Below are 21,368 nucleotides of genomic sequence, written 5' to 3' on the forward strand. Positions count from 1 at the left end.
GTTCATCCTAACCCATCACGACTCGATTGGGTTAGCTCGAACGCTTTGCGTAATACATGTTCATAACTCGGAGTGAGTTCACGTTTCCGGCGGGCCATCACGATTCGTGCGACACTGATCATCGTATCGATACGGTATTCGCGAAACACCTCGCCACCCCATGTAAAATGGGGAACATTTTTTGGAGCGCTATGCATACCAAAGACGTTTGAACCGGTTCCGATCATAGTACCACCGGTTAGATGTAGGCCAATGCCTAGTTTGACGTGATCGGCGAGAAAGCAGCCCAACTTGAGAATCCCGGTGTCGATTTGGCCGATCCCTTCAAGGAAGACCCGCACTGAACCGTAATTATTCTTCAGATCGGAGTTGGTAGTCATAGCCCCGATATTCACCCATTCTCCCAGCCAGCTATGGCCGAGAAAGCCATCGTGATGCTTATTAGAATAGCCTTGAATAATTGAGGCTTCAACCTCGCCACCAACCCGACAGACCGGACCGAGGCAGGTTTCGGCACGAATACGGGCACTAGCGATGAGGGTACCTGATCCGATGTAGGCCGGACCTTGAATGTAGCTAAACGGCTCAATCTGGGCTGCCTCGATGAACACCGGCCCATCGCGACTATCGAGCACGACCGGCCCGATTAACTGTGCTGCCGGATCGACATAGACGCGCCGCCCATGGGTGATGACGTGCGGCTGATCGGCGGTGAAGAGTGGTAAGCGGCGGGCTAAGATCGGCTCGTCGCGGAGAAGTTGCTCACCGGCTTTGGTGATTAAATCCCACGGATATTCAAGTAATGCGTCAGTTACCTGTGGCTCGACGATACGGGCAAAGCGAAAGAGTTCGTCACGAGCGGCAGCAGCTTGCTGTTCACGCAGGTAGTAGATAATCGCACTGGCTAACGCAGGTGATACCTTAGCGCCGAGCAACGTCTCGCCTAAGATATATGCGGTATTGATCGGCTCACACTCAAGCGCCGTTACCCATTCGAGATTGAGGGATCGTCCATTCACAACCAGGATCGGATCACTGGTGGCAAGCAGTTCGGCTAAACCGCCTGCTGGTCCGAAGTGTGGCATCAGATGGGAACGGGCTAGACCATAGGCTGGTCGGCCAAGCAGGGCTACGACCCGTTCACGGGTGGTGAATGCGCCGCAGCGTAGCTCGAAGATCGGGCGGGCCTGCACGAGTGTAGCGAAATAGGGCCAACGTTCGTCTTCAAATAGGATGATGGTCATAGCTCTGTCGATGGTAAACCCGGCGTACTACCGGTGAGTTCAACTCAAGCATAGCACAGAATTGCGGTCAATTGAATGGTTGGTTGCAGCGTAGTGTTCTCTCATGTTGTCATCAACTTGTAATCCACCGATATGCAAAAGTTATCCACAACATTCACCGAGTTATCCACATTACGATGGTTGATTGTGGAAAAGTGTGGATTAAAAGAGAGGGGTACGGTGTGACGTACCCCTCTTGCGTGTGATCTGCTCGTGCCTACGATAGCATTGGAGACTCGGCGTGGTTTATGGTGCCACAAAGCGGCCCTGCCACGTCTTAATTTGGGCAATGGTATCTTGGGCACGCAAATACGACAATCGCGGACTCCAGTCAGGGTTGAGGATGGCAAACGCAGCTTGCTCGTGATTAGGATTACCCTGTTCTCCCCAGAGCACGGCAAAGTTAATGTTCCAGAGGAACATATTACCGACAAACGGATAATTATCGTACACCCGTAGCATTGCCGAGCGAATGTACTCGGCCTGCTGTTCCGGCGTCACATAGTTCCCAAACTCATAGCCCGGCGTATTGTTCGGTGTTGCCCAACCATACTCGGTAATCCAAATCTCCTTATCACCCATCCCGTACTCTTCCATCCACTTACGCACATTTTCGACGTGGCGGAAGTAGTGCGTTTCGTGGTCGTTCCAACAGCGATCAGGTGCCGGTTTGCAGCCGGGGATGTAGCTTGGGTTATCCGGCCAGAGTGTATCGGGTGGGTTAGCTGCACCACCGGGATGGACGGCTTGCACGTCGAAATAGTTACGTACTTCGCCGTTGTTGTAGGTGTACATCAAGCGGTAAAACTCTTGATCGGAGAGCGCGATGGCCGGGTTGGTTACCCCACTTGATGACGAAGCTGCAGCGAGCACAACAGCATTCGGATTGATTGATTTGATCCGGGTATACGCCGCTTTGAGGATCTCAACATAGTGACCAACATCCTCTGGGATAATTTCACCGCCATTCTCAACAGCGAGATTCGGTTCGTTCCAGATCTCATACGCCTTAATCTTATCGCCGTAACGGCGGACCATAAGCTCGAGAAAGTTGGCTAACGTCTCTGGATCATCAGGCAGACCATTGGTAGCATTGTAGGCCGTTGGGGAGCGTACTACGTTAACCAACAGTTTGATGCCGAAGCGGTCTACGGCTTCCACTATCCGATCCAGCTCATCCCAGCCATAAATACCCTTTACCGGGTCCTCAATGTCCATCCAGACTACCTGCTGGCGGAACCAGTCGAAGCCGGCATTCCTTGCCAGTTGTAATACGCGGTCACGGTCGGTGTAATACAAGTGACCGACGATCCCGAACTCAAGGTAGTCGGGGTTTATCGGGACGGGGGTCGGCTCCGGTGGAGCTGCCGTTGGTTCAGTCGTTGGGACGGCAGTCGGCTCGGCAGGGGCGGTGGTTGGGACGGTGGTTGGTGGGGTCGTGGTATCTGGAGTTGCAACGACGGCTGCCGTTGGGACGTTACTAACCGGCGTAGTTGTCGGTTCTCCGCCACATGCAGCGAGGATGGCGGCGATGATCATCATAATCAGCATCAATGCGGGCCAGCGTCGAGAATAGAGTTGTTTCATACAAACCTCGATGTAGTGTAATGTTATCGCCTGATTTAGAGCACCACAGTAGTCGTATCAAACTGTAAGCATCTATCGTGTGCTAAACCGGTACCGATCTCCACAAAGCCGACGTCGTAGGTACCACAAGGTTGGTCGGTGTGGCGAGTAGCTGCCCACCGAGTTTGCAGGTGGGCCTGCTCGCCGTGCAGGCCTGCACGCCGTGCGGGCCTACTAGTTTTTGGGCATTGCTTGGATTGCGTACCATGCCGGACGTGGGCTCCAATCGCCGTTGATCACACCGAATGATGCCTGTTCGTGTAACTCATTACCTTGCGCTCGCCACGGTACGGCAAAGTTTAGGTTCCAAAGGAACATTGCCCCAACCCATGGTGCATACTCACGGCGACCGATCTGGAAGGCCCGCACGATCCACTCGGCCTGTTGCTCGAACGAGATTGAATTACCGTACTCGTAGCCGGGGGTGTTGTTGCGTGTTGCCCACCCAAACTCGGTAATCCAGATCTGCTTGTCGGCTAAGCCGTTCTCAACCAGCACGTTGCGAATGTCCTCGATGCGGCGGAAGTAGAACTCACGGCTGGTTCGCCATTGGGGGCCGGGGCCAGGCCGGTCGGGCCAGAGTGTGTCAGGCGGATTGTAGTGCCCTCCCGGATGTACACCAATTGCATCGACATTGGTGCGGAACTTGGGATTGGACGCCATCGAGCGCATGTACGACGTATCGCTCAGTGCAATATTGGGGTTGTTGGTCTCGGTGCTCGTTGGTGCACCACTGACGACTATCGCCATTGGATCGTTAGCCTTGATCGCTTTATAAGCAACTTCAAGCAGATCGACGTAGTAACTCGCATCGGCTACGCGGCCGCCAACCCCACCATCGCGTGCGCAGTCGCCACCGTTTTCGCAGGCGCGGTTTTGCTCGTTCCAAATTTGGTACGCCTGTACTCGTCCTTTGTAGCGTTTGGCCATCTCACCCATAAAATAGGCGAAATCCTTGAAGTTCTCGCGTCGTGGCATGCCGTTGCTACCGTTTGCTGTTGCCCAACTGGGTGCGGCTACCACGCTGAGCAAGAGATTGACGCCCTGTCGGTTGGCGTCGGCCACAATGTTGTCGAGTTCAGCCCAGTAAATTGCGCCCGAACGGTCGTGCAAATCCATCCAACGTACCTGCTGGCGAATCCAGTAGATGCCGGCGTCGCGGCTCATCTGCAAAACCCGGTTGCGATCTTGCCATGCTGTGCCCTGACCATAGAGATGAGCGTTGAAACCGTAGATAAACTGACGTGGTAACGCCTGATCGGCTGGGCGATAGTTGAACGCCGGATTGTTACGGTGGCGCAGGTCTCGATACTCGTTCCCCAGCAGGCCGAGCAGTATCCGGTAGCGCGGATCAGGCTCGTCGGGGTGCCATTCCATCCGTTGGCGTTCAAAGTATTGTACCCAGTAGATCTCACCGGTTGCCTGATTACGTTCTTGGAATTGCTCGGAGAGCGGGTAGCCGAACACTTCAAGGCCACCGTTGTTCAACCAGAAGGTGCGGAATGGGGCTGGACTGTCGCGTAAGGTGTGGCCGGTCTGGGCGAACCACGTGCCATCGCCGGGGTCGGGTACGCGCTGGAAGGGTGGCTCATTTTCACGACCCTCAACGAGCCGCCGACCGAGCAGGCGACCTAGGATGTAGTAACGATTGTTCTGGGTGCCAAAATTTTCGGGATGCTCTTCGAGAATAGCCCGCTCAAAGTACTGAACGCGGTAGAATTTACCCGGCTCGGTAAAGCTTTCCTCAATAAACGGTTCTGAAATCGGATACCCCAATACAAACAGTGCGTTCGGGGTGTTCTTCCACGTCTCTAAAAACCAATTGACCGCGCTATGACCGGTTTCGGGAAAGTAACGGGCTTGATATGGTGGATAGGTGTCGGGCACACCGCCCTGGGCTGCTCCGGGCTGAGGCCACGTAAGCAGTGATACTGCGAGTACCAGCATTCCCAGCACTGCAACAATCTTTTGTGTCATGTACGGTCTCCCTTACGATTCGGTGTCGTTGCGGCATGATCGTGATGATCATCCGACATTATGGTAGCCAATCCCGTCTGAAAACACAGTAATAGACTCCTCTCAGCTTGCTCGCGAAAGGCACAGAAGCTGAGACAGTAGAGCGGGTGACCGCCGCGATTATACTCGTCTGTCTGATTCAACGTCAAGTGATAGGGAGTTGTTCCCGGGCAATAGTCATAATTTCGGTCTACAAAATAACGGTACGCTGCCTCGTTAACCGGCGACCATTTTGCACGATATATACGGTGCAACAGTAACCCATTGCCACCCCGCGTGCAGGTTCCTGAATGGAGAAGACATGGCACCTTACGTACCGGTACTCACGTGTATAATAATCACGTTAACCCTGTCTTGCCGGAAAAGCGGTCACGAAAGGGAACGCTTATGCCTACTCCCCTTCAGACGATTGGAATTCTCATCGCCTACCTCACTTCAGTAACTATCTGGATGCTCTTCAACCTCCACGGTCTCGTCTTAACGCTCCGTCAAGCCGCCGGGCAAGTAGTAGCCCAATGGCGCGGTCTCCGGCACGGTGTCGCCTACGATGAATCGTTTACCGTACAGTTACCGTTTCATGGACGCTGGAAGGTTGTCAATGGTGGGGTTGATCCACCAACATCTCATTCTTGGGAATTGATCGGCCAGCGATATGCGTATGATTTCGTTATAGGCGATGAAGCAACTGGTCTGAGCTATTCGGGTTGATCCGCGCCGACCGACCAATTACCTTGCCTTCGGGCAGCCGGTACTGGCCGCTGCCGATGGCGTCGTTGTTGCGCTGCGCAACGATATTCGCGATAGTCCCTGGGCGGGCACCGGATGGATCGATATTACCACACCTGATCTCCGCGGAAATTACGTTATTATCAAGCATCATGAGCATGTCTACACGCTCTACGCCCATTTGCAACGGGGTAGCATTAAGGTAACACTTGGTGAGACTGTGCATGCCGGGCAACCTATCGGTGCCTGTGGTCATTCCGGACATTCGAGCGAACCGCATCTCCACTTTCAACTGCAAGATCAGGCTGACTTCTTTACCGCTATTGGGTTACCGATCACCTTTCGTCGGGTGCGACGTAGTGATAGCAACAGCACAGTCTGTCTGGCTCAAGGCTTCATTCAGCGCGATCAGATGGTAGAGCCCGCCCCGGCAGATTGCCCCGCTCAACTCATCGAGTCGGTGGTAGTAGTCAAGCCAACACTTCGGGAATTGCTCGGGGGTATTATCACGTTCGGGTTGATCCTGCTCGGTGTCTTTGCCATTGTTGCGCGTATTATCGATACCGTCATCTAAATCTACGAGGCTACTTACGAATCAACTGTGCTCGTCGTAGGTACTGCTTGGCGCAGGCGTGGTACTTGTTCCCACAGCCGCTCGCGACGCATAAGGCGGACGAAGGTATCAACGATATGCGCATCCCAGTGAATGCCACGCCCGCGTTGCAAAATTTGCAATGCTTGTTCAGGATCAAGGGCTGCCCGATATGCACGATCGGCGGTCAGCGCCTCGAAAGCATCGGCGACGGCTAAAATGCGGGCACCTAGTGGAATTTCTTCACCGCACAGGCCATATGGATACCCATTACCGTCGACCCGCTCGTGATGGGCGGCGATAATCGGCAATACATCACGCAGTCCACGAATTTGGGCGAGAATGCGAACACCAATCTCAGGATGGCGCTGCATGACGAGCAGTTCTTCTGCGGTGAGGGGGCCGGGCTTGAGCAAGATGTCGTCGCGTACACCGATTTTGCCAATGTCGTGGAGTAAGCCGGCGTAATGAATCTGTTCGATCTCGGCATCGCTCAACCCTAATTCGCGCGCCAGTTTCACTGCATAGCGCGTTACTTGACGAGAATGGCCGTATGTATACGAGTCACGCGCCTCAATAGCTCCGACAAGAGCTGCGATGGTTTGCTCGTGTTGATCTTTGAGGGCGTGGTAGAGACGTGCATTATCGAGAGCCACCGCAGCCTGTGAAGCAAATACTTCTATGAGATGACGTTCGGTGGCATCAAAGACTGGTTGTGACTCAGAACGGCCAAGGGTGAGCATACCGATCGGTCGATCACGGCTGCGCAGTACCACTTCCAACAATCGGTCGGCGGGTACCGGTGGCACGTTGATTAGGTGGTGATGGGCAGTCCGCAGTTGATCTTCGTCGAAGGCGGTAATTGGTAAATGCTCGTGCTTTGCCGCGCCGGTAAGTGCCACTAAGGTTTCACCATCAGTATCGATCAGCGACAAGCCGATGTGGATGGGAGCGAAGCGTCGAATAATGAATTCGAGCAAGCGGTCAGTTTGTTCGGTAATATTGAGCGAGGTGGCGATCGCTTGACTAAACTGATACATCAGGACGAAATCGGAGAGGCGCTCCTTTTCGTGATGTACCCGGCGCAACTCAAGCGCGGTGCGGATTGTCTTCTGTAACTGTTCGGCGTCAACCGGCTTGGAGATATAATCGAGAGCACCGAGCTTGAGCGCCTCACGGGCCGTTTCGACCGTCGCATGCGCGGTCATAACGATTACGTCAGTTTCCAGACAGTGGGTACGCAGGTACTGTACCAACGCGAGACCGTCGAGGTGGGGCATCTGGAGATCGGTTATTACGAGGTCAAAGGTCTGGGTGTGCAGCAGCTCGATGGCGGCTTGACCATGTTCAGCAACGGTAACATCGTACTCGCGTCGAAGGAGGAGACGACAGAACTCCCGGATAGTAGTTTCATCTTCAACAACGAGGATCCGTGGGCGGGTGGAGGAGGAGGGAACGTAATCCGCCATATAAAGGCTCCTCAGGCTTGCAGTGGCTGATACATGTCTTACCGTCACGGTATATTTCCGATGTCACTCTGTCGATATGTCACATCGTATTACCGTTACAGAGTCGGTAATAGCATAGCAGAGCAATGTTGCACAATGACGATAGGTACGGTGTAGTGAATGACAAAATTGCAATTAGCAGAGGAATAACCTCCCCTCCTACGTAGAGTTATGAATCGTCTTGTTTGCGCCGTGAGAAATAACTCTGCAAACGTCGCTCAAGTTCATCGAAGTCGAATGGCTTGGTTAAATATTCGTTAACACCGATGCGCAGAGCGGTTTTCTCCGTATCAGGAGCGCCGTAAGCCGTAACCATAATCACATAGACCTGCGAATGATTTTGGCGGAGAGTACGCACTAGTTCAATGCCACCCATACGTGGCATATTCATATCGGTAATAATGACATCACATTCTTGCACTGCCAACTTCTCAAGCGCATCGATACCGTCTTCGGCTTCGATCACGTTATAACCGCTATTCCGCAAGAGAAATCGGTATAACCGACGGGTAGCAGGTTCATCCTCAACAATCATAATCGTGGGTGGCACGGCGCACTCTCCTCGACTGCTGGATTCGTCTTAACTTACCTGAGCGAGGTACTCTTTCAAAAGATTGGCCGAGCGTTGGAAGAGAGCGACTTCTTGGTCTGACAACGGTAGATTAAGCACCTCTTCTGCACCGTCACGACCAACAATGGTTGGCAAACTAATGGCAATATCGGTGACACCGTACTGGCCAGTCATCAAGCTACTCACGGTCATTACGGTGTGTTGATCGCGGAGAACGGCTTCGGCAATCGCCAACAAACCCAAGCCAATAGCATAGTATGTAGCCCGTTTACGCTTAATAATTTCGTAAGCGGCATTACGGGTTTGTTCGAGGATCGCATCGAGTGCAGCCTGATCGTAGCCTTGCCCGTTAGCACCAACAAAGTCGACTAAGCGAACGCCGGCAATATTGGCCAGGCTCCACAAAGCCAATTCGCTATCACCGTGCTCGCCGACGATGTAGGCATGCACCGAGCGCGGATCAACGCCGTAGTGCTGACCGAGTAGATAGCGGAAGCGTGCTGTGTCGAGAATGGTGCCTGAGCCGATCACACGGTTAGCGTCGGAACCGGCGATTTGCGCAGCGATGGTGGTCAGGATATCAACCGGGTTGGTTGCCACCACAATAATCCCGTCGTGATTGGCAGCCAGTATTGCAGGGATCATTTCCCGAAAGATAGCCGCATTACGACCGAGTAGATCGAGACGAGTTTCGCCGGGGCGCTGGTTAGCGCCGGCAGCGATCACGATCAGATCGGCGTCGGCAAGATCGGCGTAGTCACCGGCATAGATCCGCATTGGGCGGACAAAAGGCAGGCCATGGTTCAAATCCATCGCCTCACCTTCGGCGCGTGCCCGGTCAATATCAATGAGCACCAGTTCACCGGCAAGGCTGCGCTGCATCAGGGCATACGCGAATGAAGTGCCGACCATGCCGGTGCCAACCACGCCAACTTTACCGGTGCGTTTGCGTAAGCTCATGCGAAACCTCCTAAACGATTGCACCATTATGATACCATATCACGCTGGAGGTTGCGCGCAACGCAACGGTTGTCGGTGCATCGTATCACCGATGTCATCAATTTGTTATCTTGGGGTAGCCCTTACGAGCGATGGCAGATCATAACCGTCTCGCTGTATCAGCGATATGCAGCTAAATCTCGCTCTTCGATGGTCGGCATATAACGCGACATCTCAACCATCTTAAAGATTTTTTGATGGTGTGGTGTGACATTCATCGCAAACAGTTGGTAGCCAGCTTTACGGGCATTCACGACGAATTTAAGCAACGCCGAAATGCCGGCCGAATTGATGAACGATACTTCGCTAAAATCGAGTACCGTTATCGGACGCATCTCTTGGCATTCGGCAGCAATGGCGGCAGCCGAGATAGCATCAACACTGGTCGTCAAGATGTGGAGGACGACCACATCACCAAACTCTTCTCGTCGAATAATGTCACTCATTGTTGCCGATCCTTCCGATAGAGACGGAGTGTGAGCACCGTCCCTTGCTGTGATGAGACCACCTCGTAATCGTCGACCAGCGCGCTAATGAGATACATCCCGAAACCGCGCAGATAGCCGGCTTCGAGTCGTTCATCATCGATGACCCGCCGTGAAACATCGAGCTGTTCGATTCCACTGCCCTGATCACTTATCCGGATCTCGAGTTTATCACCGTCGATGTCAAAAATCACCCCGACCAGTTTGGCGGTATCGCCGCGATTACCGTGATCGATAGCATTATTGACCGCTTCACTAACCGCCAATTTCAGGTCTTCAACCTGTTCAGGGCTAAGGCCGGCGGCACTGCCGACTTCAGCAGCACTCGCGCGTACCACGCGTTCGAAGATCGGGATGGATGGAATGCGCAACTCGACTCGTTGCATGCTTGTGCCTCTACCTGTGTTGCCTGGTTCACCCTGATCTTAGTGTAGCGGATCGGGTGAACCATAGCATTGCCGGTTATGGTGAAGACAACTGTGGTTTAGGTAGTGATCGCGCCCGACTGCCGTTCGTTATTTCGGTTTGACGGATAAGATGATCGTACCGGCGCAGGTACGCCTTGCCGAGTGAGGTGTTGCCGACTTGGAGGTAGCATGCACCCAGGTAGTAGAGAGCTTGGGCGTGACGTGGATTGCGGCGAAGCACCTTTTCAAACAAGGGGATAGCGCGCGACGGTTCGAGCAGCTCTTTGTAGCATAATCCGAGCATGAACTGCGTTTCTATATCGTCGGGCCACTGTTCGAGTACTTGCTGGAACTCTTTCGCTGCAAGATCGTAACGACCCCGTCGGATGTACATGTAGCCAAGATCAAAGCGTAATGAATGCGCATCAGGGGCAAGCTGCACGGCTTTGCGCCAAGCAGCGAGTGCCCACGTGTCGCGTCCAATCGTATTGTACACAAATCCAAGGAAGTAATGGGCTTGAGCATCGGTCGGGAGCAATTGAACGGCGCGCTCGAAGGCGCGGACCGCTTGCTTGGTCATTCCCATATCGTAAAGGAGTTTACCCATCTGCAAGAAGAGCTGGCCGTGGTGCGGATTAAGACGGGCGCAGGCGAAAAGGATTTCATAGGCCTGTTTGGGCTTCTTTTGCAAACGCAAGATGGCACTCATGCGGAGGCATGCATCAACATAATGGCGATGTTGCGGTGGTATTTGCTCATATTCGGCGTAGGCTTCGTCAAACCGACGTTGGCGAGCCAAAAGGTTGCCCAGGAGGTAACGGGCAGCGTACTCTTGTGGACGCCACTGAAGCAAGGCGCGGTAGATCCGCTCGGCCTCTTCTTCATATCCTTGTTGCTTGAGGGCCTGGCTAAGCCGGTAATACCACTGAGCCACCTCTTCTTCGCTACGGTTGACGAGTGGCTCGTCGGGTAATGGTTCGGGTGAGACAAACGTCGGTTCAACGCGCAGCGCTTCGGCAAAGCAGCGTTGAGCTAGCTCGTGCGCACCGTGGCTTTGGTGCATCAAGCCCATATAGTACCGTGGCTCGGCAGCTTGCGGGCGTGCGTTGCAGGCGCTACTGAAGTGAATATACGCCCGACCGGCATCGTCGATTCGTTGGTAGCAGCGACCAAGCGCAAAGTGGGCTTCGTAGAGGTTGGGGTTGTGTTCGAGCGTTTCTTTGAAGGCGGCGATGGCCCGGTCGATTTGTCCGAGGGCGGCAAAGGCGACGCCGAGGTTGTAGTGGGCCTCAGCCAGTTGCGGATCGGTCTGTACCGCTTCGAGATATTCGCGCAATGCCTCTTCCCAATGATCTTGGAAGGCAAGCGAGTTGCCGATATAGAGATAGATAATTGCCCGTTCGCGCTCGTAAATTTGGGCTTGCTCTTCCCCATCAACGTATGCGGCGATGAGGGCAGCCTTAAAATGCTCGATTGCATCGGCGTAAGCCGCGCGCAGGTAGGAACGCATTCCCTGACTAAACGCTGCCCCTAGGCGGGTGCCGCTCATAAAGCGCTCGCTACCATTAAAGGTATCGAGGTCGAGGGGCATAAATTGAAGCTCATTGGTCGATGCCATAGCGCACCTCGGCGACCAGTGTCATACTGATATCTACTATAACATGCTCGTCGCCCTTCGTATATTGAAGAATTGCCATTTAAAGACATACGACAATATATAGTTTTCTTAAAGAGAGGAACTATTGAGCAGTGGTCATAGGGGTAGTTTGTAGAGAATGTCTCACGAGAGATGTTTTTTTTCGTTCACTCTTAACACTTGATGAGATGAAGAATGTGTAGAATATGCTGCGTGATGGAAGCCTGTCAGTTCTATCTTGCCGCCCAATGAGGTTGCGAACGGTGTAGATTATCAGCTAATTGCGCGATAATCATCGAGTGTTAGGCGGATTTGCTGGATCAGCTCACGTGCAAGGCCGCGACCGAGCGATGTTTGTGCGAGTGGTTGTAAACGGGGTAACGCTTCACGCCATTCCTCGACGTCGGTCGGTATATTACCGGCAAACAGAGTTTCCCACAGCATATCGACGCGCTCGACACCGATCACATCGGCGATCACGCTGCGGATTTCAGTGACCAGATCGAGTAGTCGTCTGCGTAGGATGACCATTGTAACGTCATCGCTTAGGATGCCGTTCGTCCACGAGCGCACTTCGTGGACAAGTGCGGCGGCAAGAGCGCGTGGTTTACGTTGGGGGTGGGCTACGATCAGATCAACGAGGCGCTCGAAGCTGAAGATCGTACCGTTCGGACTCTCGGCTTCGATCAGACCGTCGGTATAGAGCAATAAACTCTCGCCGGGAGCAATGATGGCTTGCTGTTGCCCGTATTCACTTTCGCTATCAATACCGAGCGGTAGTCCGGCAACTTCGAGTTCTTGTACGGTATCGGAAATTAATAACGGGAAGGTATGACCGGCGTTGGCGAAGCATACCTGTCCGGTGCGTGGCTCGAGCTGTAAATAAAGCATGGTTACCATACCGTGTGGAATCTCGCTTAATACACCCTGATTCACGGCGGCGAGGGTAGTGGCTGGGTTGATATTGCGACGTGCTTCGTGGCGAAAGACGGTGCGCGCCACGGCCATCCGCAGGGCAGCAGGGAGGCCTTTTCCACTGACATCACCGATCATGATACCGTGCCGACCATCGGTGAGCGGTAAGAAGTCGTACAGATCGCCACCGAGATCGCGTGCTGGTAGTGAGATAGCAGTGACTTCCCAACCGGGGAGGTGCGGGGCAGATTCGAGTAACAAGCCCTGCTGAATATCACGGGCTAATTGTAATTCCTGTTCGATCTCACGTGCCCGCTGCTGCGCTGCCTCGTCCATAGCCGGTGCAGCAGGTGATGGAGGAGGGGCGGCAGAAGGTGCGACATGCCGCCGTACACCGACGAGACTGCGCTGGCGGTGGGCCAGCAAACTCGGCCATGACCGGCGACGGTTCAGTAGTGTGGGTAGTATGTGACCGTTACGCGCAGGCATTATTGCTCCCCCTCGAGCCGGCGGATCCAACACCGACAACTCTCAGCCAGCCAATATACTGCAACTCCTTCGATGAGGTGATCGGGTGGTAACGAATGCAGTAAGCGCTCAGTATTGCGGTACTCGCGGATGGCATCGGCTACCCGATCGGTCTGACGGTAGCATTCGGCAAGATGGAAGGCAACGAGCGGAGAATCACTGTTCAGGTAGCGTGCTCGTTCGAAGTGGTGAATGGCTAACGTAAATTGTTGTTGGCGTTCGTAAATTAAGCCGAGCAAGATATGCGCTTCCGTCACGAGCGGATTGAGTTCTAAGGCACGGCGAGCTTCGGCCAGCGCGAGATCGAGTTCGCCACGGTTGGCATGGGCTTGGGCCGTTAAGGCCAGTACCGCCGGTGCGTGTCGTCCGGCAAGTGGTGCGTGGGCAAAGAGTTCGAGTGCCGCCTCGATCTGACCGCTTTCAATCATGCGCCGACCTTCAACAACGACTGTCTCGTCGGTAAAGAGTGGATCAGAGAAGGCAGGTGGAGATGTTGGCCGCCGCGTTGGCCGTGTTGGATGCAGGGTTGGGCGCGACGGTTTAGGCGATGATGCAACCATCCGTTGACGGGGCGGATCTTTGCGGTAGAGAAACGCACCATCAACGGACACCGGGCGTAGCCGATCAAAAATATTCCATAATGTCTCGGAAAAGCCGAGACACAGTGTACCACCGTCGGCCAAACTATCGTAGAAGCGCGCCATGAGTGTCCGACAGGTATCGAGCGAAAAGTAGATGGTCACGTTCTGACAGAAGAGAATGTGTGTACCGCGTACTGCCGGTGGAAACGGATCGAGCAGGTTATGCTGCATGAAGGTAACCAGTTGCCGCACTCGTTCATGGATGGTCAGCGCATTTCCCACCGGAGTAAAGAAGCGCAGTCGTTGAAGCGGTGTCAGATTGGTAAGGGTACGCCCGCGATAGATACCGGCGCGTGCCTTCTCAATTGCTGTAGCACTGAGATCGGTTGCGAGAATCTCGACCGGACGTGGTAAGGGTTCGCCAAGTGTCTCGAGTGCCGTAATCGCGATTGAATAAGGTTCTTCTCCGGTGGCACACCCGGCGCTCCAAATCTTGATCGGCATACCGGGCGGCAGCGTAGCGTGTAGAGTAGGTAGCAACGTCTTGCGCAAGGCTTCCATATGAGGCCGGTTGCGAAAAAAGACGGTCTCGTGGTTGAGGAACGGCTCGGCCAGATACAGTAGCTCGGTGCGATCTCGATTGGTCAGTAGATCGGCCAAGTATTGATCGGGCAAGCGCTTGAGAGCGAGCGCACGCCGTTCGACCGCAGTTTGCAAATGCGTGAGGCGAGAATCGTCGAGCAGGATACCGCAATAATGAGCAAGCATCTCGCGCAGCGAGCTGAGCGATTCGAGCGGCAGTGTCATAGTACCCTCTTTGGCGCCGAAAAGCGCTCGCGCAGGATCATCAATATCTGATCGGGTGGTAAGACCAACTCGGCGGCGCCGAGTTCAATCGCCGCACGTGGCATACCAAAAATCGTGCAACTGGCTTCATCTTGCGCAATGGTCAACCCACCGACGCGGCGGATGGCGCGCATTCCGACGGCCCCGTCGCGCCCCATACCGGTCAGCAACACACCGGCCGAATGCACGCCGTACAGTTCGGCGACCGCTGTCATTGTAATGTCGATTGAGGGGCGTTGAAGCAACAGTGGTGACATACTCAATCGGACCGTTCCGTCAGACTTGATCAACAGATCGGACTGATCAGGTGCGAGCAAGACACGTCCGGGTTGGAGAGCAAGACCATTGCGGGCCAATTCGACCGGCAGGGTACTGGTTTCGGCCAGCCATTCGGCCATTCCTTCACCAAAGCCTTGCGCGATATGTTGCACCACAATCACTGCGGCGGCAAAGGTGTTCGGTAGTCCGGCCAGTAATTGGCGGATCACTTTTGGCCCGCCGGTCGAGGCTCCGATCACCACCACCGGAAACTGACCAGGAGCAATGCGCGGACCGCGCACGTGATGGGGGGTATCGATCAAGGTTGTACGTACTTCAGAGGGTGGGTGACGGCGACCGCGCAGATGGGTGACAACTTTTACACGAGCCAGCAACTTGATACGTCGGATCAGGGTGCGGCGCAAATGATCGAGTGAATCGGCGTCAGTCAGACTTGGCTTTTCCATAACCTCGAGTGCGCCGGCAGCGAGGGCCTCGAACGCGATGTTGGCATCTTTCCCACTCACGGCTGCCGAAAGCACCAAAATTGGTGTTGGATGGTAGGCCATAATCTGGCGTGTCGTCTCTACGCCATCGAGAACCGGCATCCGTACATCGAGCGTGATCAGATCGGGTCGTAGTTCGGCGGTGAGGGCAATCGCGGTTTTACCATCGCCTGCTTCACCGACCACCCGGATCGTCGGATCACTTTCGAGCATCTGGCGCAACAAGCGGCGCATCAGTGCCGAGTCGTCGACGACAAGTACACGCAACGGATTCGTCATTGATTTTTACCTATCGTAGGTTTGGCATCAGTGTGACACACTTATTCCATATCTAGCACCAAGCGCACCCGATTGGGCAAGTTGAGGAGATCGATATCTTTGTTAAGATAATCATCAACACCGGCTTCAAATGCGGCTCGTTTGTCGTCTGATGACGTGAGCATAATAATCCGTAAATTATCCAACGCCGGATTTTCGCGGATGCGGCGGCAGACTTCGTAGCCATCAATGCCGGGCATCTGTACATCAAGGACTAACAAGTCGGGTGGATTCGCGGCAATTGCGGCCAGTGCCTCTTCACCGCTGTGAGCAAGTTGGACGGTGTAGCCGTACATCTCAAGCCGCATCTTGACAATATCGGTAACCAGTCGGCTATCATCGACGACCAAAATGGTTGGCATAACTACTCCTCGTGGCCGAGCAGTTGCTGAATCACCTTCAGCAAACTGTCTTGGTTAAACTGACTTTTTACAATGTAGGCCTGTGCCCCTGCTTCCAGACCACGACGACGATGTTCTTCAGAGGCAAGACTGGTAATCAGCACCACCGGCAGATCAGAGAGGGCCAACTCGCGCCGGATGCGAGACGTGAGGGTAAAGCCATCGACTCGCGGCATCTCAATATCGCTTACAACAAGATCGTAGGTCGTAGAACGGAGCATGTCAAGCGCATCGGCACCATCAATTGCCGCGGTAACTTCGTAACCGGCCGATTGCAAAATACTGCGCAATAATTCACGGGTTGTGAATGAATCGTCGACGACCAATAGGCGGGCCGGTCGTTGAGGTTGGGGTAACGGCTGACCGGGTACCGATGATGAGATTGCTTGGTGTTGGTTACTTTCGAGCAGATGCAGGGGGTTGATCAGCAAGACCAGCCCACCATCGCTCAACTGGACGGCACCGCTCAAAGCCGGACGACGGGCAAAGAGTGAGCCGAGTGGTTTGACGACCGCCTCGCGTTCGTCGATCAGGTCATCAACCAATAAGGCAACCCGTTGCTGGCGAGTATTGATCAAGAGGGCCGGGACACGCTGGCGTGTCAGCGGCGTGCCGGTCGTGATCCCTACCAGATCGGCCAAGGTCAGCAGGGCTACGGTGCGCTGTTGGTAGGCAACTGTCGGCCGACCATCGATAACTTGTACCTGATCGCGCTGCACCCAAAGGATGCTGCTCACGGTTGTGGCCGGTAATGCCAATATTTGACTTCCTACCTTTACCAGTAATACGCGGCTGGTAATGAGCGTGAGGGGGATGGTGAGCGTGATCGTTGTGCCTTGACCAACCGTGGTGTCGACCCATACCTGTCCACCTAGTTCAAGCAAATTGGCACGCACAATATCCATACCGACACCGCGCCCCGAAATCTCGGTGACGGTTGGCGCAGTTGAGAAGCCCGGTTGGAAGATAAGATTGAGCGTTTCTTGCAGATCGAGCTGGTTCGCGCGTTCGGTATTCAACATACCGAGGGCAACGGCCCGTGCCCGGATACGTTCAGGGTCGATCCCTCGCCCATCATCAATGATTTGGATTCGCACTTCGTTTCCCAGAGATGTAGCGCTGATCCGGATCAGGCCGGTAGGTGATTTGCCAAGGGCAATACGCTCTTCAGGTGATTCGATTCCGTGATCGACCGCATTTCGTACCAGATGTACTAAGGGGTCGCTGATTAATTCGAGAACCTTGCGGTCGAGTTCGGTGGTTTCGCCACCGATCTCAATCGTCACCTGTTTGTTAGTTAGGGCTGCTAGATCACGCACCAATCGTGGCAGATTGTTGAAGATGGTGGCAATCGGTAACAGCCGTACTGCCATCACTTCTTGCTCAAGGTCTTTAATCAAAAGCTGTTGGCGGGCCAAATGGCGGTCAAGCCGGTCGCTCTGACGTTGGGCCAGATCGTTAATAGCCGCTTGCACTTCGCGCAGGGCATTGATGCGGGTATCAAGCGCTTGCCGTTGTGACTGGGAAAAGCGGAGACGGGCCAATTCCTGTTCGAGTGCCTGCAATGCTCGTTGTTGGCGTTCAACAGTCTCTTGCAGCCGATACAGCTCTTGCCCAATTTCACCAAGCCATTGTTGGGTGATGACCAGTTCACCGGCCAAATTGAAGAGCCGATCGAGGCGGTCGACTCGTACCCGAACGGTTTGGCGGGTCGTGCGCGGTGGTTCGCTGTCTGACGGCTGGGACGACGGAGGCGGTGACGGTGATGGTGATAGAGGTGGAGTGAATGCCGTGGTGGTGTCGGTTGAGCTTAGTTGTTGCAGAAATTGTTCAACTGCCGACGATTCGGCTGGCGGTATATGTGGAACATGAGCCACCAGCCGCCCGATCAGATCGCCGCCGTGGAGCAACAGATCGGTCAGACTGCGGTCGAGGGTACGTTGGCCTTGCCGAACCTGACCGAGAATGTGTTCGAGTGCGTGAGCAGCTTGGGCAATCGGATCGAAGCCGAGCATACGAGCCGATCCCTTAATCGTATGGACGGCACGGAAGGCGCGATCCAGTTCGCTACGGCGACGATCCGCATCGGCATTTTGCTCAATAGTCAACAAAACTTCGCTCAACAGACGGAGATTATCGGCGATCTCATCGCGAAATTGTGCATAGAAGCTGGTTAGATCCATAAGATCATCGGCATTCTCACTAAGCGTGATCGGTGTCGATTTGGGCCAAGCCGTGCAAGCGAGCTGCTATAGCGGTGAGTTTTGCTGCCGATTCGGCCATATGGCGTGCGCTTTGTGCGGATTGACGGGCAACTTCCGCGATTTCGCGCATCGTCTCGACGACCTGCTCACTGGCGCTTTGCTGTTGAGCAGTTGCCAGCCCGATCTCGGCGGCAGCCTGAGCCGTGCGTTCGGCCACCATCACGATATTGTCCATAACCTGACCGGCGCGATGGGCCAGTTCAACACCGCGCTCAACCTCTTTGCTGCCCTCTTCGGCGGCCAATACGGCGGCGCTGGTCGCCTGTCGGATCTCGGCAATCACCCCTTTCACCTCTTTGGCCGCAGCAAGGGTACGATTGGCCAAACTCTTTACCTCAGCCGCCACCACGGCAAATCGGCGACCATACTCACCGGCGCCGGCAGCCTCGATGGCGGCGTTCAGCGCGAGCAAATGGGTTTCATCAGAAATATCGTCGATCAGGTCGATGATTTCGCCGATCTGCTGGGAACGCTCTCCCAAGCCGAGCACGCGGGTCGAAATATCTTGGACGCGCTGCCGGATGCGTTCCATTGCCTGAATACTCTCATCAACCGCATCTTGACCACTACTCAACTGCTCAAGCGTCTGTTGGGCAGCTTCCGAGACGTGTTCTGCCGCTTGGGCAATTTGGCGGGCCGTACTGCCCAATTCTTCAATCGTGGTCGAGACCTCAGAGACAGCGCTAGCCTGCTCGCTTGCTCCGCCGGCCTGTTGTTGGGAATTGGCCTGCAACTCGGCAGCCGCTGCGGCCAATTCGCTGCCTAGCTCAACCTGTTGAATATTTTTCTCCATCAACTGTTCGGTCTTGCGGAGTAGCTCGGTAGCACGCAAATGCGATTCGGCCAGTGCCCGATTGAGATCGCGGCTACTCAGCCAGGCTAATGTACCGATTGCACTAATGGTTGTAAGCAGAAAACCGGCATCAATCACAACATTATCGTCTAATAATGGTCGTAGACCACCGAGTTGTTCACCGAGTAGCAATGCCGCATACACCAAGATACCGCTGATAATCACAATAAGTGTATCGCGTCCGCTACCGAGGAGACCGGCGCTAATGATCGGTACCAGCAAGACAACGGTACGCGCTCCATCAGCACCACCGAACAGGATGATAACCATCGCTGCGCCGGTAATCATCGCCAAAAAGAGCCAGCGTCGGCTCAATGCGATGTGTTGGGATTGGAGAAGCCACCCTGCTAAGCCGTACATAGTTACGCCGATCAAGGTTATGGCGCTCGCGATTGCAAAGGAGAACGTGGTGGTGGACTGGTTCAACCACACAATCAGACCAACCACCCAGAAGAACACTAATAGTGTCGCGCTGACCAAGATGAGCCAGTGCAAGATCGTGCGGTTTTCGCGGAGAGCGGCAAGTTCAGTTGTAGCCGTAGTGGATGTTCCCGCTTTCATAGTGCTTCCTTATGGTGGGCTAGACGCAGACCGAGGGCCACATCGGTTGCGATCCGGCGGAGATCGAGGACAACGACCGGTTGATTGTCGAGCAGGGCCACGCCGTTGACCCATGGCAATTGTAAATGAGCCATGACGAACGGTGCGAGCGGAATGATTGACGGAGCAGTGACCAGCAGATCGACATGCGGTGCCGTCAATTCGACCACACGACGGCGCATGGCGATGGTCAGCGCATGCAAGCGACCGCTCGCCGGTGGATCGTTCGGATCAAGGAGCGGCCCTAGTTGGTAGCGCACAATCGGGCGACCGCGTTCATCGCGCTCGGCCGTGGTAGGTTGACTAATACTATCAACATCGTGTTGGCGGCATAGATAGCGACGGTAAACCGTTGTGATCAGTAAAATCACGCAGCCTCCTTAACAAAGGCAAAAACGGCAGCCAGATCGAGTAAGGCTACAGGCTGCTCTTGATAACGAAAGACGGCGTGAATCACTCGTTGGGCCGGGCCGGTGAGGTGGGCCGGTGGTGGTTCGAGGAGGGAAGATTCGATGGCAACAAGATCATCGACGGCATTGACCAGCAATGCAGCCTCGATGTCATCCTGATGTATCCAGATGAGGCGTGTCGCCCGATCGGGTATCGTCGCAGGCAAACCGAGTAAGAGTCGTAGATCGATCACCGGTAGAATCTGACCGCGTTGGTTAAGTAAACCGGGCAGGAGCGGTGGTGCGCCCGGTATCGGCGTTGGTGTATGCCAACGCACTACCTCGCGCACCGCTTTTCCGGGGAGAGCGTACAGTTCGTTGGCAAGGCGAAAAAGCAGATATTCTTTGTACGAAACGGTTTGCGTTGATGGCTGCATAAGACATCGGCCAAAATTCGTTATTGTCAGCGATTATAACGTGTTTCGGGTGAATCGATCAAAGGTAGATAACTTGCCGCCGCTGCCCAACTGTGTTATAATCGGGAACGGAATTGTTATCATCTGGCAGGCGGAGACAACGCCGCCTGCCAAATTTGTGTGTCAGGACGCCGTGCAGTCCCGCTCCCATGCGGGCGCCTGCCGGCATTAGGTGAAAGGAGCGACGCCGTGTCGCAGCAACTACTTGAAGAGCTAGGCCGGCGCCAGTATCGCACCGATATCCCCGAATTCCGCGTTGGTGACACGGTGCGCGTCGGCGTAAAGGTGGTTGAAGGTAACCGCGAACGAGTACAGGATTTTGAGGGTGTCGTCATTCGGCGTCGGGGTGAAGGGATTAACGAGAATTTTACCGTGCGCCGGATCGCATCCCATGGAATCGGGGTCGAACGTACCTTCTTGCTGCATGCACCGCGGATCGACTACATCAAGGTTATCCGGCAAGGTAAAGTTCGGCGGGCGAAGCTCTACTACCTGCGTGGGCGCACCGGCAAGGCTGCTCGGATCCGCGAGCGCCGCTAGTCGTGTCAGGTGGTATGAAACGATACCGATAGCACGGGTGATAA

At 54.6% G+C, this 21,368-nt stretch carries 20 protein-coding genes; 3 read left to right on the plus strand and 17 right to left on the minus strand.

What is annotated here, in order from left to right; genetic code table 11:
• Positions 1-2 precede the first annotated feature (2 nt).
• The 3 genes from AC01ZF_RS07880 to AC01ZF_RS07890 form a co-directional block, all read right to left on the minus strand.
• The gene (locus tag AC01ZF_RS07880) at positions 3-1,244 is read right to left on the minus strand and encodes a putative sugar nucleotidyl transferase (protein ID WP_424675904.1); all 1,242 of its coding nucleotides are present in this window, start codon (positions 1,242-1,244) and stop codon (positions 3-5) included.
• Positions 1,245-1,529: 285 nt separating this feature from the next.
• Positions 1,530-2,870 carry a glycoside hydrolase family 5 protein gene (locus AC01ZF_RS07885; RefSeq protein ID WP_428132029.1) on the minus strand — a complete coding sequence of 447 codons (1,341 nt, stop codon included), beginning with the start codon at positions 2,868-2,870 and terminating at the stop codon, positions 1,530-1,532.
• Between the two features lie 213 nt (positions 2,871-3,083).
• Positions 3,084-4,886 carry a hypothetical protein gene (locus AC01ZF_RS07890; RefSeq protein ID WP_424675906.1) on the minus strand — a complete coding sequence of 601 codons (1,803 nt, stop codon included), beginning with the start codon at positions 4,884-4,886 and terminating at the stop codon, positions 3,084-3,086.
• Between the two features lie 426 nt (positions 4,887-5,312).
• Here AC01ZF_RS07890 and AC01ZF_RS07895 point away from each other — a divergent pair, with 426 nt between their 5' ends.
• Complete coding sequence (locus AC01ZF_RS07895; RefSeq protein WP_428132027.1) at positions 5,313-5,633, plus strand: hypothetical protein; 321 nt, start codon at positions 5,313-5,315, stop codon at positions 5,631-5,633.
• Between the two features lie 43 nt (positions 5,634-5,676).
• On the plus strand, positions 5,677-6,225 hold the full coding sequence (locus AC01ZF_RS07900) for a M23 family metallopeptidase (RefSeq protein ID WP_476575277.1): 549 nt from the start codon (positions 5,677-5,679) through the stop codon (positions 6,223-6,225).
• Positions 6,226-6,239: 14 nt separating this feature from the next.
• Here the strand turns inward: AC01ZF_RS07900 and AC01ZF_RS07905 are convergent, their stop codons facing one another.
• From AC01ZF_RS07905 to AC01ZF_RS07970, 14 genes are all read right to left on the minus strand, one after another.
• Positions 6,240-7,712, minus strand: a complete 1,473-nt coding sequence (locus AC01ZF_RS07905; RefSeq protein ID WP_424675908.1) for an HD-GYP domain-containing protein — start codon at positions 7,710-7,712, stop codon at positions 6,240-6,242.
• A 208-nt stretch (positions 7,713-7,920) separates the two neighbouring features.
• On the minus strand, positions 7,921-8,301 hold the full coding sequence (locus tag AC01ZF_RS07910; protein ID WP_424675909.1) for a response regulator: 381 nt from the start codon (positions 8,299-8,301) through the stop codon (positions 7,921-7,923).
• A 30-nt stretch (positions 8,302-8,331) separates the two neighbouring features.
• On the minus strand, positions 8,332-9,282 hold the full coding sequence (locus AC01ZF_RS07915; RefSeq protein WP_424675910.1) for an L-lactate dehydrogenase: 951 nt from the start codon (positions 9,280-9,282) through the stop codon (positions 8,332-8,334).
• A 158-nt stretch (positions 9,283-9,440) separates the two neighbouring features.
• A complete protein-coding gene (locus tag AC01ZF_RS07920; protein ID WP_424675911.1) occupies positions 9,441-9,767 on the minus strand; it encodes an STAS domain-containing protein in 327 nt (108 codons plus the stop codon).
• Positions 9,764-10,192: an ATP-binding protein gene (locus tag AC01ZF_RS07925; protein ID WP_015941130.1), complete on the minus strand. Its 429-nt coding sequence runs from the start codon at positions 10,190-10,192 to the stop codon at positions 9,764-9,766. Before AC01ZF_RS07925 ends, AC01ZF_RS07920 begins: the two co-directional genes overlap by 4 nt.
• 76 nt (positions 10,193-10,268) lie before the next feature.
• Positions 10,269-11,831 carry a tetratricopeptide repeat protein gene (locus AC01ZF_RS07930; RefSeq protein ID WP_424675912.1) on the minus strand — a complete coding sequence of 521 codons (1,563 nt, stop codon included), beginning with the start codon at positions 11,829-11,831 and terminating at the stop codon, positions 10,269-10,271.
• A 291-nt stretch (positions 11,832-12,122) separates the two neighbouring features.
• On the minus strand, positions 12,123-13,253 hold the full coding sequence (locus AC01ZF_RS07935) for a PP2C family protein-serine/threonine phosphatase (protein ID WP_428112512.1): 1,131 nt from the start codon (positions 13,251-13,253) through the stop codon (positions 12,123-12,125).
• Complete coding sequence (locus AC01ZF_RS07940; RefSeq protein ID WP_428112510.1) at positions 13,253-14,680, minus strand: CheR family methyltransferase; 1,428 nt, start codon at positions 14,678-14,680, stop codon at positions 13,253-13,255. The genes AC01ZF_RS07935 and AC01ZF_RS07940 overlap by 1 nt, the downstream gene beginning before the upstream one ends.
• Positions 14,677-15,762: a chemotaxis-specific protein-glutamate methyltransferase CheB gene (gene cheB / locus AC01ZF_RS07945; protein WP_424675915.1), complete on the minus strand. Its 1,086-nt coding sequence runs from the start codon at positions 15,760-15,762 to the stop codon at positions 14,677-14,679. Before cheB ends, AC01ZF_RS07940 begins: the two co-directional genes overlap by 4 nt.
• A 41-nt stretch (positions 15,763-15,803) precedes the next feature.
• Positions 15,804-16,163, minus strand: coding sequence for a response regulator (locus AC01ZF_RS07950; RefSeq protein WP_015941135.1), 360 nt, complete (start codon positions 16,161-16,163; stop codon positions 15,804-15,806).
• A 2-nt stretch (positions 16,164-16,165) separates the two neighbouring features.
• Positions 16,166-18,385 (minus strand): hybrid sensor histidine kinase/response regulator, encoded by a 2,220-nt coding sequence (locus tag AC01ZF_RS07955; protein ID WP_424675916.1) that lies wholly within the window; start codon positions 18,383-18,385, stop codon positions 16,166-16,168.
• 19 nt (positions 18,386-18,404) lie between these two features.
• On the minus strand, positions 18,405-19,880 hold the full coding sequence (locus AC01ZF_RS07960) for a methyl-accepting chemotaxis protein (RefSeq protein WP_424675917.1): 1,476 nt from the start codon (positions 19,878-19,880) through the stop codon (positions 18,405-18,407).
• The gene (locus AC01ZF_RS07965) at positions 19,877-20,290 is read right to left on the minus strand and encodes a hypothetical protein (RefSeq protein WP_428132023.1); all 414 of its coding nucleotides are present in this window, start codon (positions 20,288-20,290) and stop codon (positions 19,877-19,879) included. Before AC01ZF_RS07965 ends, AC01ZF_RS07960 begins: the two co-directional genes overlap by 4 nt.
• A complete protein-coding gene (locus AC01ZF_RS07970) occupies positions 20,287-20,745 on the minus strand; it encodes a chemotaxis protein CheW (protein ID WP_424675919.1) in 459 nt (152 codons plus the stop codon). The genes AC01ZF_RS07965 and AC01ZF_RS07970 overlap by 4 nt, the downstream gene beginning before the upstream one ends.
• A gap of 228 nt (positions 20,746-20,973) precedes the next feature.
• Between AC01ZF_RS07970 and rplS the strand changes: the two genes are divergently transcribed.
• On the plus strand, positions 20,974-21,324 hold the full coding sequence (gene rplS / locus AC01ZF_RS07975) for a 50S ribosomal protein L19 (protein ID WP_015941140.1): 351 nt from the start codon (positions 20,974-20,976) through the stop codon (positions 21,322-21,324).
• Positions 21,325-21,368 lie beyond the last annotated feature (44 nt).

This window comes from Chloroflexus sp. (genome assembly GCF_056331925.1).

Excerpts from the sequence above, each read along its gene's own strand:
- AC01ZF_RS07880 (WP_424675904.1), bottom strand. The coding sequence starts at position 1,244 with ATGACCATCATCCTATTTGAAGACGAACGTTGGCCCTATTTCGCTACA.
- AC01ZF_RS07885 (WP_428132029.1), bottom strand. The coding sequence starts at position 2,870 with ATGAAACAACTCTATTCTCGACGCTGGCCCGCATTGATGCTGATTATG.
- AC01ZF_RS07890 (WP_424675906.1), bottom strand. The coding sequence starts at position 4,886 with ATGACACAAAAGATTGTTGCAGTGCTGGGAATGCTGGTACTCGCAGTA.
- AC01ZF_RS07895 (WP_428132027.1), top strand. The coding sequence starts at position 5,313 with ATGCCTACTCCCCTTCAGACGATTGGAATTCTCATCGCCTACCTCACT.
- AC01ZF_RS07905 (WP_424675908.1), bottom strand. The coding sequence starts at position 7,712 with ATGGCGGATTACGTTCCCTCCTCCTCCACCCGCCCACGGATCCTCGTT.
- AC01ZF_RS07915 (WP_424675910.1), bottom strand. The coding sequence starts at position 9,282 with ATGAGCTTACGCAAACGCACCGGTAAAGTTGGCGTGGTTGGCACCGGC.
- AC01ZF_RS07920 (WP_424675911.1), bottom strand. The coding sequence starts at position 9,767 with ATGAGTGACATTATTCGACGAGAAGAGTTTGGTGATGTGGTCGTCCTC.
- AC01ZF_RS07925 (WP_015941130.1), bottom strand. The coding sequence starts at position 10,192 with ATGCAACGAGTCGAGTTGCGCATTCCATCCATCCCGATCTTCGAACGC.
- AC01ZF_RS07930 (WP_424675912.1), bottom strand. The coding sequence starts at position 11,831 with ATGGCATCGACCAATGAGCTTCAATTTATGCCCCTCGACCTCGATACC.
- AC01ZF_RS07935 (WP_428112512.1), bottom strand. The coding sequence starts at position 13,253 with ATGCCTGCGCGTAACGGTCACATACTACCCACACTACTGAACCGTCGC.
- AC01ZF_RS07940 (WP_428112510.1), bottom strand. The coding sequence starts at position 14,680 with ATGACACTGCCGCTCGAATCGCTCAGCTCGCTGCGCGAGATGCTTGCT.
- cheB (WP_424675915.1), bottom strand. The coding sequence starts at position 15,762 with ATGACGAATCCGTTGCGTGTACTTGTCGTCGACGACTCGGCACTGATG.
- AC01ZF_RS07950 (WP_015941135.1), bottom strand. The coding sequence starts at position 16,163 with ATGCCAACCATTTTGGTCGTCGATGATAGCCGACTGGTTACCGATATT.
- AC01ZF_RS07955 (WP_424675916.1), bottom strand. The coding sequence starts at position 18,385 with ATGGATCTAACCAGCTTCTATGCACAATTTCGCGATGAGATCGCCGAT.
- AC01ZF_RS07960 (WP_424675917.1), bottom strand. The coding sequence starts at position 19,880 with ATGAAAGCGGGAACATCCACTACGGCTACAACTGAACTTGCCGCTCTC.
- AC01ZF_RS07970 (WP_424675919.1), bottom strand. The coding sequence starts at position 20,745 with ATGCAGCCATCAACGCAAACCGTTTCGTACAAAGAATATCTGCTTTTT.